The organism is Nocardia amikacinitolerans NBRC 108937 (genome assembly GCF_001612615.1).
Classification (GTDB): domain Bacteria; phylum Actinomycetota; class Actinomycetes; order Mycobacteriales; family Mycobacteriaceae; genus Nocardia; species Nocardia amikacinitolerans.
Genome location: NZ_BDAU01000027.1, coordinates 1 through 12,435, shown reverse-complemented (window position 1 = coordinate 12,435; position 12,435 = coordinate 1). Strand labels below are relative to the sequence as shown.

At 69.5% G+C, this 12,435-nt stretch carries 13 protein-coding genes; 7 read left to right on the top strand and 6 right to left on the bottom strand.

All coding sequences use genetic code 11. From position 1 onward, the window contains the following. Window positions 1-275 precede the first annotated feature (275 nt). The 5 genes from ctaJ (at window position 276) to NAM01S_RS20140 (ending at window position 2,632) form a co-directional block, all read left to right on the top strand. Window positions 276-554, top strand: a complete 279-nt coding sequence (gene ctaJ / locus NAM01S_RS20160; protein ID WP_067787523.1) for an aa3-type cytochrome oxidase subunit CtaJ — start codon at window positions 276-278, stop codon at window positions 552-554. After that, complete coding sequence (locus NAM01S_RS20155; RefSeq protein ID WP_067787521.1) at window positions 541-1,005, top strand: DUF5130 domain-containing protein; 465 nt, start codon at window positions 541-543, stop codon at window positions 1,003-1,005. The genes ctaJ and NAM01S_RS20155 overlap by 14 nt, the downstream gene beginning before the upstream one ends. A 128-nt stretch (window positions 1,006-1,133) precedes the next feature. Further along, on the top strand, window positions 1,134-1,937 hold the full coding sequence (locus tag NAM01S_RS20150; protein ID WP_067787519.1) for an NAD(P)H-binding protein: 804 nt from the start codon (window positions 1,134-1,136) through the stop codon (window positions 1,935-1,937). An 81-nt stretch (window positions 1,938-2,018) separates the two neighbouring features. Further along, window positions 2,019-2,435: a hypothetical protein gene (locus NAM01S_RS20145; RefSeq protein ID WP_157107808.1), complete on the top strand. Its 417-nt coding sequence runs from the start codon at window positions 2,019-2,021 to the stop codon at window positions 2,433-2,435. Next, complete coding sequence (locus NAM01S_RS20140) at window positions 2,432-2,632, top strand: DUF6186 family protein (RefSeq protein WP_067787515.1); 201 nt, start codon at window positions 2,432-2,434, stop codon at window positions 2,630-2,632. Before NAM01S_RS20145 ends, NAM01S_RS20140 begins: the two co-directional genes overlap by 4 nt. A gap of 91 nt (window positions 2,633-2,723) precedes the next feature. Here the strand turns inward: NAM01S_RS20140 and pepN are convergent, their stop codons facing one another. Next, complete coding sequence (gene pepN, locus NAM01S_RS20135; RefSeq protein ID WP_067787569.1) at window positions 2,724-5,312, bottom strand: aminopeptidase N; 2,589 nt, start codon at window positions 5,310-5,312, stop codon at window positions 2,724-2,726. 536 nt (window positions 5,313-5,848) lie between these two features. Between pepN and NAM01S_RS20130 the strand changes: the two genes are divergently transcribed. After that, window positions 5,849-6,679 carry a phosphoribosylaminoimidazolesuccinocarboxamide synthase gene (locus NAM01S_RS20130; RefSeq protein ID WP_067787513.1) on the top strand — a complete coding sequence of 277 codons (831 nt, stop codon included), beginning with the start codon at window positions 5,849-5,851 and terminating at the stop codon, window positions 6,677-6,679. Between the two features lie 21 nt (window positions 6,680-6,700). Here NAM01S_RS20130 and NAM01S_RS20125 read toward each other — a convergent pair whose 3' ends face one another. The 4 genes from NAM01S_RS20125 to NAM01S_RS20110 all read right to left on the bottom strand — a co-directional run bounded on the left by NAM01S_RS20125 (window position 6,701) and on the right by NAM01S_RS20110 (window position 10,541). Further along, window positions 6,701-7,204, bottom strand: a complete 504-nt coding sequence (locus tag NAM01S_RS20125; protein ID WP_253798964.1) for an NUDIX hydrolase — start codon at window positions 7,202-7,204, stop codon at window positions 6,701-6,703. Between the two features lie 367 nt (window positions 7,205-7,571). Continuing rightward, window positions 7,572-8,804 carry an RNA polymerase sigma factor gene (locus NAM01S_RS20120; RefSeq protein ID WP_067787510.1) on the bottom strand — a complete coding sequence of 411 codons (1,233 nt, stop codon included), beginning with the start codon at window positions 8,802-8,804 and terminating at the stop codon, window positions 7,572-7,574. Further along, entirely contained in the window at window positions 8,801-9,202 is a 402-nt protein-coding gene (locus tag NAM01S_RS20115) for a YciI family protein (RefSeq protein ID WP_174554836.1), read from the bottom strand. Before NAM01S_RS20115 ends, NAM01S_RS20120 begins: the two co-directional genes overlap by 4 nt. A gap of 106 nt (window positions 9,203-9,308) precedes the next feature. Then, the gene (locus tag NAM01S_RS20110; protein WP_067787509.1) at window positions 9,309-10,541 is read right to left on the bottom strand and encodes an NAD(P)/FAD-dependent oxidoreductase; all 1,233 of its coding nucleotides are present in this window, start codon (window positions 10,539-10,541) and stop codon (window positions 9,309-9,311) included. Between the two features lie 179 nt (window positions 10,542-10,720). On the opposite strand from NAM01S_RS20110, the gene NAM01S_RS20105 reads away from it, so the two are divergent. Beyond that, on the top strand, window positions 10,721-11,362 hold the full coding sequence (locus NAM01S_RS20105; RefSeq protein WP_084483110.1) for a mycothiol-dependent nitroreductase Rv2466c family protein: 642 nt from the start codon (window positions 10,721-10,723) through the stop codon (window positions 11,360-11,362). 45 nt (window positions 11,363-11,407) lie between these two features. Here NAM01S_RS20105 and NAM01S_RS20100 read toward each other — a convergent pair whose 3' ends face one another. Then, window positions 11,408-12,319, bottom strand: a complete 912-nt coding sequence (locus NAM01S_RS20100; protein WP_372511692.1) for a M48 family metallopeptidase — start codon at window positions 12,317-12,319, stop codon at window positions 11,408-11,410. Window positions 12,320-12,435: the final 116 nt, after the last annotated feature.

Genomic DNA, 12,435 nt, shown 5'->3' with positions numbered 1-12,435 from the left:
TGGCGGATGCCGCGCCGTGGATGCCTGGCAGCTCGTTCCGGCAGCGGTCCGGCGACCAGCTCCCGCCAGCGTCCGTTGTTCGTCTTCGCCGCGGGTGCGCGCGGCGAGTGTGGCCGCCGTCCAGGTAGGCGGCGAGACTTCGTCTCCGAATGCGACTCGGGCGCGGGCGGTTTCGCCGGACGGGGCCGGGCAGGACCGGTCCCCGGCCGGAACGACACGGGGTCAGTGGACGACCGGACGAGCGTCTACTACACAGCATCGTCTACCGTAAGGCCGTGAGCATTCTCGAGACAGTGCTGATCTTCGTCGGCATCCCGCTGGTGATCTACGCGGCGATCGCCGGATTGTCGTTTCTCGGTAAGCCGCTGCCCGGCGAGAAGCCGGTTCACTTCGAACTCGGACAGAAGTGGACCGCGGAGCCGGTGCTGTGGAGTGCTACCGACGAGGTGACCGGACACGGGCACCACGACACCGCTCAGTCGCATGGCAGCCATGCGGCTATCGAATCCGCCCAGGTTGAGCTGATCGGAGGCCGGGCAAGTGGCAAGTTCTAAGTGGCCAGCGGTGGTCGAGGCCGACCTCCCGCACGGGTACGCCCTCACCAGCAGCGGACGCGTGTCCGGTGTGCACGAGGCGGGCGACGTGTTCAAGGAAGCCCCCTTCAGCGATGAAGAGCGGCTCGCCATGGACAACGCGCTGACCGAGGCGACCCGCGCGACCAAGGTGCGCTTCAACATCTACGTGGGCGATCTCGGCGCCGACACGGCGGCGGGCGCGGACGCGCTGTTCGCCACGACCCCCGAGGCGGCGCGCTCGGTGCTCATCGCCGTCTCGCCCAACGAGAAGGCGATCGAGGTCCGCTCCGGCCACGATGTCGCCGACCGCGCCAACGACCGCGTCTGCCAGCTCGGCGTCACCGCCGCGCTCAGCTCGATCCGGCAGGGTCAGCTGATCGACGGTTTGATTTCCGCGGTCCGCGTGATGGCTGCCGCCATCGGTCGCTGACCCCCACGTCACCAGCGTGCTCGCGGCGCGCCCACCCGAATCGGGTGGGCGCGCCGCTCGCGTTTCCGGCTGCGGCGCGGAAACATTGGGGGTTGTCGAGATCGGCGAATCGCGGGCACCTTGGGAAGATGAAAATTCTTGTCACGGGAGCCACCGGCAACATCGGGCGGATGGTTGTCGATCATCTGCTGGCGGGCGGCGCGACCGATGTTCGGGCGCTGTCGAACCACCCCGAGCGCGCCGGGTTCCCCGCGGGCGTCGAGGTCGCGCAGGGCTATCTGCGGCGGCTGTCCTCGTTGCCCGCCGCCTTCGAGGGCGTCGACCGCATGTATCTCGCGCCGGTGCTGGAGACGGTGAACGAGGTGGTCGAGCTGGCGAAGGCGGCGGGCGTCCGGCACATCGTCGACCTGTCCGGCGACGAATCCACCGACTGGCAGCCCATCGCCAAGGCCGTCGAGGGCTCCGGCCTGGACTGGACGCACCTCTACGCCGGTGAGTTCAGCGAGAACGCCGCCATCTGGGCCGACCAGATCAAGGCATCCGACGAGATCCGCGATCCACACCCCGAGGCCGCCAACGCGCCCCTCACGATGGACGACATCGCCCGCACCGCGGCGAAGGTGCTGCTCACCGAGGGGCACGCGGGCAAGACCTACGAGCTGACCGGCCCGGAGACGCTCACCAGGGCCGAGAAGATCCACGCCATCGGCGCCGCCCTCGGACGGGACCTCACCGTCGTCCAAGTGCCACGTGACGAAGCCATCCGGATGCTCGAACCGGCGATGGGCTCGTACGCGGAATGGTACGTCGACGGGATCGCGAGCATGGTCGAGCACCCGCAGAAGCCGACAACCACGATCGCGGACGTCACCGGTGCGCCGGCCACGAGCTTCGCGCAGTGGGCAAGGGACAACACCGAACTGTTCCGCTGAGCTGCGCACTCGGCGGCGGCACGGGCATCGAATTCCGCTCACCTGCGCACTCGGCGCATTGCCTGGTCGTATTCTGCGACAGTGGCAGCGAAATCGGTGCCCACCGCGCGACCGTCCGGTCGACGGCGTGCGCTCGGGATCGCGTGCGTGGTCGCGGTGGCGGCACTCGGATTCGTCACGCGACCCTTCGAATGGCCCGCGGTGGTAGTGGTCCTCGTCGTCGCCGCGGTCGCCCTGGGGTGGGCGCTGCGTCCGTCGAGTGCCGCCCACCCGAAAACCACGCCGCTGCGCAGGGGCACCGCAGTGTGGTCGGGGCTGTTGCTCGCGGGTGCCGGGTGGGAGGCGTACGCGTATGTCCGCCAACCGGATTGGTCCAAACCCCATGACGAATACCCCACCCTCTCGACCCTGATCGATCCGGCCATCGAACAGGGCCCGCTCCGCTTCGCCGCCTGGTTGGCCTGGCTGGCGATCGGCTGGTGGCTGGTCACCCGATGAACGGAGGAACCCACGTCGTAGTCGGCTTCGCCGTGCTTCTCGCGATCGCCCTCGCCCTCACCGCCCTAGCCCACGTTCGCCGCGATCTACTCACCCCATTGAGCGCCGTGGCCGCCGCCGCACTCACCAGCCGACCCGTCCGCATCATCGCGGTCCTCTGCTGGGCCTGGCTCGGCTGGCACTTCCTCGCCCGCTGAGCACCGAAGGCCACTCCCACACAGGCACTGCACGCCTCACATAGCCGGTGGCTATGTGAGGCGTCGAAACGATTTGTGGGAGCGGCAGGGACTAGCGCGCGTCGAAGGCTCGCGCGCGCAGCGAGCGTTCGATGCCCGCCTTGCCCTCGGAGACCAGGCGGAGCAGGGCGGGCGGGTGGTTGTCGGCGAGGAACTTGTCCGCCGCGGCGACCGCGTCGTCGGTGATCTCCCAAGACGGGTACAGGCCGACGACGACCGTCTGCGCGACCTCGCTGGAGCGCCGCTCCCACACCGCGGGGATCTCGGCGAAGTACCGCTCCACGAACGAGCCGAGCAGCTCGCCCTGACCGGCCGGGGCGAAGCCGCCGACGATCGCGCGGGCGGTGATGTTGGGCAGCGAGTCGTCGTCCATCACCCTGGTCCACGCCTCTTCCTTGACCTCGGCGATCGGCCGCGCGGTCGCCGCTGCCGCGGCCTGGCGCTTGCCCGCCGCGGTCGGGTCGTTGGCGAGCTCGCGGTCGATGGTCGGGGTAGCCGTGCCCTCGGCGTCGATCTCGCCCGCCGCGGCGAGCGCGCTGACCAGGCGCCAGCGCAGATCCGTGTCGACCGCGAGTCCGCCGAGACCGACCGAGGCAGGGGCGCCGTCGAGCAGTTCGCGCAGCACCTCGGTGTGCCAGCCCGACAGCCGCGCGCCGGTCAGCGCGTTGACGAAGGCCAGCTGGTGATCCGAGCCCGGCTCGGCCTCGCGCGCCAATTCCAGCAGGCGATCGGCGAATTGGGGCCAACCCACCGAATCGGCCCACGCGGGGTCGGCGTAGCTGCCGATCGCGGTGTGCGCCTGCATGAGCAGCCGCTGCACGACGCCGATCTCGGTTTCCGCGCCGACGCCGCGCTGCACGAGCGCGACGAAATCGCGGGCCTTGAACTCGGCCTGCCTGGTCATCTCCCACGCCGCCGACCAAGCCAGCGTGCGGGGGAGCGGCTCGGCGATGTCGGCGATCCGGTTGACGAGCACGTCCAGCGAGTCGGCGTCCAGCCGTACCGAGCAGTAGGTCAGGTCGTCGTCGTTGACCAGCACGAACTTGCCGCGCGGCACGCCGACCAACTCCGGCACCTCGGTGCGCTCGGCGGCATCGAGATCCAGCTCGACGCGGTGGGTGCGGACCAGCTTGCCGTCCTGGTCGTCGTAGACACCGACCGCCAGCCGGTGCACACGACGCTCGCCCGCGCCGGGGGCCGCGCCTTCCTGGACGACGGCGAACGAACCGAACTTGCCGTCGGCGTCGACCTGGAAGTCGGGCCGCAGGATGTTGAGGCCGGTGGTCTTGAGCCACTGCGCGCCCCAGGTCGACAGGTCGCGGCCGGAGGACTTCTCCAGCGCGGTCAGCAGGTCGTCGAAAGTGGCGTTGCCGTAGGCGTGTTCGGCGAAGTAGTCGCGCAGACCAGCCAGGAACGGCTCCAGCCCGACGTAGGCCACCAGCTGCTTGAGCACGCTCGCGCCCTTGGCGTAGGTGATGCCGTCGAAGTTGACCTCCACCGCGGCGAGGTCCGGGATGTCGGCCGCGATCGGGTGCGTCGACGGCAGCTGGTCCTGCCGGTACGCCCAGGACTTCTCCACATTGGCGAAGGTGGTCCACGCGTTGGTGTACTCGGTGGCCTCGGACTGGCACAGCACCGAGGCGAAGGTGGCGAACGACTCGTTCAGCCACAGGTCGTCCCACCACTTCATGGTGACCAGGTCGCCGAACCACATGTGCGCCATCTCGTGCAGCACGGTCTCGGCGCGGCGCTCGTAGGACGCGCGGGTCACCTTGGAACGGAAGACGTAGTCCTCCAGGAAGGTCACCGCGCCCGCGTTCTCCATCGCGCCCGCGTTGAACTCCGGCACGAACAGCTGGTCGTACTTGCCGAAGGCGTACGGAACGCCGAAGTTGGCGTGGTAGAAGCCGAAACCCTGCTTGGTCTCGGTGAAGAGGCGGTCGGCGTCCATGTGCTCGGCCAGCGACGCGCGGCAGTAGATGCCGAGCGGGATCGAGCCGTGCTCGTCGGTGTAGGTGTCGGTCCACTTCGCGTACGGGCCCGCGATCATGGCGACCAGGTAGGTGCTCATCCGCGGCGTGGTGGCGAAGGTGTGCACGGCGACACCGCCGGACTCCCGCTTGCTGCCCGCGCCGTTGGAGACGACCTCCCAGTCGGCGGGTGCGGTGGCAGTGATGTCGAAGGTGGCCTTCAGATCCGGCTGATCGAAGCAGGCGAACATGCGCTTGGCGTCGGCGGTCTCGAACTGCGAGTACAGGTAGACCTTGTCGTCGGTCGGATCGACGAACCGGTGCAGGCCCTCGCCGGTGTGCGAGTACACGCAGTCGGCCTCGACGACCAGCTCGTTGCGCTCGGCCAGGTTGTGCAGCGCGATGCCCTTGGCCTCGTCGTAGTCGGAGATGTCGAGCGGGATGCCGTTGAGCACCGCCGAGCGCACGCCGGCCGCGACGATGTCGATGAAGGTGCTCGCGCCGGGCGTCGCGGTGAAGGTGACGGTGGACTTCGAGCCGAACGTCTCGCCGACCGTGCCGTCGGTGCCGGTCGGCTGGTCGGTGAGATCGAGTTCGATGCGGTAGTTCTCGACGCCGACCGTGGCGGCGCGCTCGATCGCCTGGTCGCGGGTGAGATTCGGGGCAGACATGGAACTCCTTCGCTCTTCGACGAACACGGCACGGTGCGAGCTCGCGGCGGGATCGCCCACCGGGAGCGCGACAGCGTCCACAATGCCACCGGGCGGGTCCGCCCGCGCGGAACTTTCTCGCCAACCCTAGTGGGCGCAGCCGGACGGAGTCCGTCCCCCGATCGCGCATGGCCGGAGCGAATGCGGGGTGCGCCCCGCGGGCACATGCGGACTCGGTCTGTCTTCGAGTCGGGCATGGGGAGCGAATGCGGGGTCACGTCAGATGGGGTGGCCGGACGAGGCGGTCCTCGATCCGCGCATGGGGAGCGAACGTCAGATGGGGCGGCCGGACGGGGCGGTCCTCGATCCGCGCATCGCCTGGAGGGGCGCACCCAGCAGGTGCGGTCAGGTGCGGTCCAGCCCTCGAGCGTGCGGGCCGGTACGAAGGCCGGGGCACACGCCCGGCGGGCGCAGGCGGCGGCACCGGCCGCCGAAGACCACGGCGGTATCGTTCCTGTGCAGCGCAGACACACATCCACGGATTCGGAGGCTCCACGTTGAAGCATGTGCACGCCGGTAAGGTGCGCGACCTGTACGAGGACGGCGACACGTTGCTGCTCGTGGCCTCCGATCGGGTCTCGGTGTACGACGTGGTGCTGCCGACGCCGATTCCGGAGAAGGGCGCGCTGCTGACCCAGCTGTCGAACTGGTGGTTCCAGTTCTTCGCCGACGTGCCCAACCACGTGCTGTCCACCACCGACGTTCCCGCGGAGTTCGCAGGCCGCGGTGTGCGGGTCAAGCCGCTGAAGATGGTGCACGTGGAGTGCATCGCGCGCGGCTACCTCACCGGCTCGGGTCTGAAGGAGTACGAGCGCACCGGCACCGTGTCCGGCGTCGCGCTGCCGCCCGGCCTGCGCGACGGCGACAAGCTGCCCGAGCCGATCTTCACCCCCACCAGCAAGGCGTCCGAGGGCCACGACGAGCCGATCACCTTCGCCGACGTGGTGAACCAGGAGGGCCGCGAGGTCGCCGAGCAGCTGCGCGATCGCACCCTCGACATCTACCTTCGCGGCGCAGAGCACGCCGCGAGCAAGGGCGTCATCATCGCCGACACCAAGGTCGAATTCGGCTGGGACGGTGACGTTCTCACCCTCGGCGACGAGGTGCTCACCTCCGACTCCTCACGCTTCTGGCCCGCCGATCAGTGGGAGCCCGGGCACCCGCAGCCGTCCTTCGACAAGCAGTTCGTCCGGGACTGGTCCACCTCGACCGGCTGGGACAAGGAGCCTCCGGGCCCGGAGATTCCGGCCGACATCGTCGAGGCGACCCGCCGCAAGTACCAGGAGGCGTTCGAGCTCATCACCGGCGTGCGGTGGGCGTCGGCCTGAGCGCTGCCCGACCCCGGGTTCTCAGGGGCGAGCGTCGTCGGTCCGGTCGGCTTCCGCGCGCAGGTGTTCGGTGAGGCGGTCCAGGTAGGGCCGCTGCCCGGCGATCAGCTTGTCGTGCGCGGTGGCCATGTCGAACCACTCGGCGCGGTCGATCTCCGGGAAGGCGACGAGGCGGCCGGAGTGCGGCGGCCACTCCATTTCGAAGGTGCCCGGGTCGACCTGGGCCGGATCGAGGTCGCCCTGTACGGCCCACGCGACGAGCCGCTTGCGCCCGCTGCTGTAGCGGACTTCACCCAGCGGGATCCATTCCCCTTCCGGTGCGGGTAGTCCCAGCTCTTCGGTGAATTCGCGGCGGGCGGCCAGTGCGGCGTCCTCGGTCTCCGGGTCGTATTCGCCCTTGGGGATCGACCAGGCCGCGTTGTCTTTGCGCGCCCAGAAGGGCCCGCCCATGTGGCCGAGCAGGACCTCGGGATCGCCCGAGGTGATGCGAAACAGGAGGATGCCCGCGCTGAATGTCGCTGTCACACCAGCAGTCTGCCGCGTCACCCGACCGTTTCCTGGCTCAACCGCCGCGCGCGGCATCGAATAGTCCGGTCCGGCGGCTTCCTGCGACGCTGTCCGATGCGGCGGGTGGGTGGCTCGACGCGGAGATGCGGAAACGAGTGCGGACGGGCGCGCTGTCCTGCTCCGGCGGCTCCTCGCCTCAGTTGCCGCCGATGCCGAATTCGACGCGGCGTTCGTGCGGCTCGCCGCGGAAGTGGCGGAACCGGTGCGGCCCGTCGGGCTCGAGTCGACCGCGCGCGGCGGTGCGGCGGTTCGGGCAGCTTCTGGGCGAGGGCCGGGATATCAGCTTGGAAGGCTGAGGATCCGCGTCGGAAGTGCCGACCGGAACTCAGTTCCGCGCCACCATAACCTGACGTAGGCGCGCCGCACGCAGCGTCAGATAGTCCCACTCCGGCACACTCGTGGTTCGGCGGGCCGCCGCGGTGTAGTTCGCGACGGCGGCCGGATACTCGCCCGCCATCTCGTGCAGATGGCCGCGCACCGCGTCCAGCCGGTGACCCGCGCCCGCGAGCGGCTCCGCGAGGGTGTCGATCAGTGCCAGCCCCGCCGACGGACCGTGCACCATCGCGACCGCGACGGCGCGATTCAGCGTCACCACCGGATTCGGCGCGATGCGTTCGAGCAGGTTGTACAGCGCCAGGATGCGCGGCCAGTCGGTGTCCTCCGCGCGCGGCGCCTGCCCGTGCACGGCCGCGATCGCCGCCTGCACCTGGTACGCGCCGGTGAGTCCGTGCGACAGGGTGCCGGTGACCAGCCGCACGCCCTCGGTGATCATCGCCCGATCCCACCGGCCGCGTCGCTGTTCTGCCAGCGGGATCAGTTCGCCGTGCGGACCGACACGGGCGGCCCGGCGAGCGTCCGTCAACAGCATGAGCGCCAGCAGTCCGGTGACGTCGACGTCGTCGGGCAGCAGCCGGTGCACGGCGCGGGCGAGCCGGATCGCCTCGCCCGAAAGGTCCGTGCGCTGCAACTCGGCGCCCGAAGTGGTGGTGTGCCCTTCGTTGAAGATCAGATACAGCACGTGCAGCACCGAGCCGAGTCGCTCCCGCCACTCGGCGTCGTCGGGCCTGGCGAACGGGCGATCGAGTGCGGCGAGGCGCTTCTTGGCCCGCGCGATGCGCTGGGCCATGGTCGGCTCCGGAAGCAGGAACGCGCGCGCGATCTCCGCGGTGGTCAGCCCGCCGACCGCCCGCAGCGTCAACGCGATCGCACTCGCCGAGGACAACGCGGGGTGACAGCACAGGAAGAACATCGCCAGGGTGTCGTCCCGGTCGACGATCTCGGCGTCCGGCAACTCGCGCTCGAAAACCGTTGTCTCCCTGCGCCTGCGGGCCACCTCGGCGCGCACCGCGTCCGCCATCCTGCGCTGCGCGACCTGGACGAGCCAGCCGCGCGGGTTGTCCGGGAGCCCCGCCGCCGGCCACTGGGTCGCGGCGGCGAGCAGGGCCTCCTGAACGGCGTCCTCGGCGGCGTCGAAGTCACCGAAACGGCGCACCAAGACGCCGAGGACCTGGGGCGCCAGTTCGCGCAGCAGGGCCTCGGCGTCGGGCGGAAGGGTCACAGCTCGGTGGCGGGAGCGCTCATCACCGCGCGCACTTCGATGTACTCACCGATCGGCTTGCCGCCGGGGCCGGGCGCGGCCGAGGCCTGGGCGGCGATCTGCAACGCGCGTTCGGGGCTGTCCACGTCGACGAGCCAGTACCCCGCCAGGAATTCCTTGGTCTCGGGGAACGGGCCGTCGGTGATCACGGGTGCGGAGCGGCCGTCCGCGCTGACGATGCGCGCGCTTTCCGGTCCCGCCAGGCCCTGCGCGTCGACCAGTTCGCCCGACTTGGCCAGTTCCTCGCCGAGCGCGCGCTGAAAGTCGATGTGCGCCTTGATGTCTTCCGGCTCCCACTCCGACATCCGGGTGTTGCAGTAGGTGGCTTCGCTGTAGGTCTTGATCAGCATGTACTTCACGGTTGTCTCCTCGCGGATCGGCGCGCCCCTTCGGCGCTCTCGCAGGTAGGTCGGAGCGGTGCGCGCCGCTTCGACACATCGCTCACGAGAAATTCGGTGATCTGGATCACAGTGAAGTCGACGTGTTGCCCAAGCGATCGGGATCGACCGGCTCGCCAGCGGTGATCAGCTCCTTGATCCGGTCGGTCACGTCCCACACGTTGACGTTCATGCCCGCGAGCACCCGGTTCTCCGCGTCCAGCCAGAACGCGACGAACTCGCGACCCTCCAGATCGCCGCGCACCACGACCCGCTCGTACTCGCCCGGCGCGGCGAACCCCGTGTACTCCATGCCGAGGTCGTACTGATCGGTGAAGAAGTAGGGCAGCCGGTCGTAGGTCGCCGACTTGCCGAGCATGGTCGCCGCCGCGACCGCGGGCTGGTTGAGCGCGTTGGCCCAGTGCTCCACCCGGATACGGCGGTCGAGCCGAGGATGCTGCTGTTCGGCGATGTCGCCGACGGCGACGATGTCCGGATCGCTGGTGACCAGGCTCGCGTCAACGAGCACGCCCTTGTCCACCTCGAGCCCCGCCTCGGCGGCGATCTCGATATTCGGCTTGGCGCCGACCGCGACCAGCACGGCGTCGGCGGCGACGGTCGTCCCGTCGGCCAGCCGCAGCCCGTCGGCGATCGCCGTCGCGATCCCGTCGTGCGTGGTGATCTCCTCGACCTGCGCGCCGAGTCGTAGGTCGACGCCGTGCGCCCGGTGCAGGTCGGCGAAGACCGCGCCCATCTCGGGTCCGAGCGCGCCGAGCAGCGGCTGTTCGGCGGTCTCCACGATGGTGACGTCCATCCCGGCGGCGCGGGCGGCCGCCGCGACCTCGAGGCCGATCCAGCCCGCGCCGATGATCGCGAGCCGGTTGCTCTGGCCGAAGAGGCCGATCAAGGTGTCGGAGTCCTCGATGTGGCGCAGCGTGTAGACGTTGGGGGTGTCGGCGCCGGGCAGCGGCAACGTGCGCGGCGTGGATCCGGTGGCCAGCGCGAGTTTGTCGTAGGAGAGCGTGGAGTCGTCCGGCAGGATGATCGTCTTCGCGTCCCGATCGATCGCGCTCACGGTCGTGCCGAGCAGTAGGTCCACATTGTGGTCGCGGTACCACTGCGCCGGTTCCACGGTGAAATCCGCGAGCTGCTTCTTGCCGAACAAATGCTCCTTGGACAGCGGAGGTCGTTCGTAGGGCAGATGTTCCTCGGCGCCGACCAGGGTGATCTTCCCGTCGAAATCGTTGTCGCGCAGGGCTTCCGCCGTCTTGGCCGCGGCGAGACCGCCGCCGACGATCACGAAACGCCGATCCGAGGTCATTGCGGACTCCTTCTCGGGAGGGAACGCGTGCCCACTCGAGCCTACTGTCGGCGGGTGTTCCGCAACGCGGTATCCGGACATCGGTTCGGGCCGGGAACGAATCGTCCGGCGGCGTGGTTGGTTCCGGGTAACGGCGCTGGCGCGCCGTGCTTCCTGCATGCGATCGAGAGGAACGACCCGTGACCGACACGGCCGAGAAGAACGTCGCCGACTTCTGGTTCGACCCGCTGTGCCCCTGGTGTTGGATCACCTCCCGCTGGATCTTGGAGGTCGAGCAGGTCCGCGACATCGAGGCGCGCTTCCACGTGATGAGCCTCGCTGTGCTGAACGAGGGCCGCGATCTGCCCGAGCAGTACCGCGAACTGATGAACAGCGGCTGGGGTCCGGTGCGCGTCGCCATCGCCGCCGCCAAGGACCACGGCGACAAGGTGCTCTCCCCGCTCTACACCGCGATGGGCAGCCGCATCCACGATCGCAAGGCCGAATACGAGCGTCCGACCATGCAGGAGAGCCTGGCCGCGGTGATCGCCGACGCGCTCGCCGAGGTCGGTCTGCCCGCGGAGCTCGCCAAGGCCGCGGAGAGCACCGAGTACGACGAGGCCCTGCGCAAGAGCCATCACGAGGGCATGGACAAGGTCGGCAAGGACGTCGGCACCCCGACCATCCACGTCAACGGTGTCGCGTTCTTCGGTCCGGTGCTCTCGCGCATTCCGCGCGGCGAGGAAGCGGGCAAGATCTGGGACGGCGTCGTCGCGCTGGCGTCCTACCCGCACTTCTTCGAGCTCAAGCGGACCAGGACCGAAGACCCGGTCTTCGACTGAATACGAGACCGGGCGCCGCGCGGTCGCGGCGCCCGGTCCGGTCGCTCAGGGCACCGGCTTCGGCGGCAGACTCGGAACCTCGCCGTACGGGCCGTACGGCACGGCGCCCACCGGCGGCCGCGGGCTCGGGCGCAGGAACAGCTTGCCGTGCCTGCTGCGGTCGCGCAGCGCCCACATTCGCCAGGTCAGCACCGGGTGCGAGGACAGGGCGTTGACGAACCAGACGAACCCGCCCTTCTCGGTCGCGGCGCGGTCGGCCATCTCGTCGAAGCCGACGAGGGTGTTCATGTACTTGCCCGCCGCCAGCGTGCCCATGGCCGCGGCCGCGCCGGTGTGCCGGTTGCAGTAGCCGTGATTGTCGGCGGTGTACTCCTGCGAGCGGATCAGCGAGCTGCCGAGGATCGGCAGGAACGGCACGAGGAACATGCCCAGCTGTCGCCAGTACGAGGTGTGCCCGGCGGCGATGTGACCGACCTCGTGGCCGATGATGAACGCGAGCGCGTCGGGTTCGCGTGCCTTGCCGCCGATTTCGAACAGGTCGCTGTAGACGACGACGAAGCGCCGGAAGCCGTGCCCGGAGGCGAAGGCGTTGATCTGGCCGTTGCCGAGCACCACGTAGGCGTCGGGCACCTTCGCCATGCCGAAGCGGGCCGCCGCGTCGACCACCATCTGGTAGCCCTCGGGGAACTGCGTCGGCGACATCTTCACCCCGTTCACCCGCTGCGACGCGTAGTTGATACCGCGCCCGACCCAGACCAGGATCGGCGCGAAGACGAGCAGCAGCAGATAGTCGCTCGGCACGGCCCCGTCGGCGAGCACCACGATGAGCATGACGATCGCGATCAGATACGCGACCGCCGTGCACACCACCACCAGAACGAGCAGCGGGATCTCCCAGCTGTGCCTGGCGGGCATCCCGAACGGAGAGAGACCGCGCGGCATGTTCTTCGGCGGCACGGGTGGTGGCGCGCCGTAGGGCGTCATGTGCTCGGCGTGAGGCGACGTTGGCTGAGCGCCATAGGGCGTGGTGGATCCGGTGCTGTGAGGCGGCGTTGGCTGAGCGCCGTAAGGCG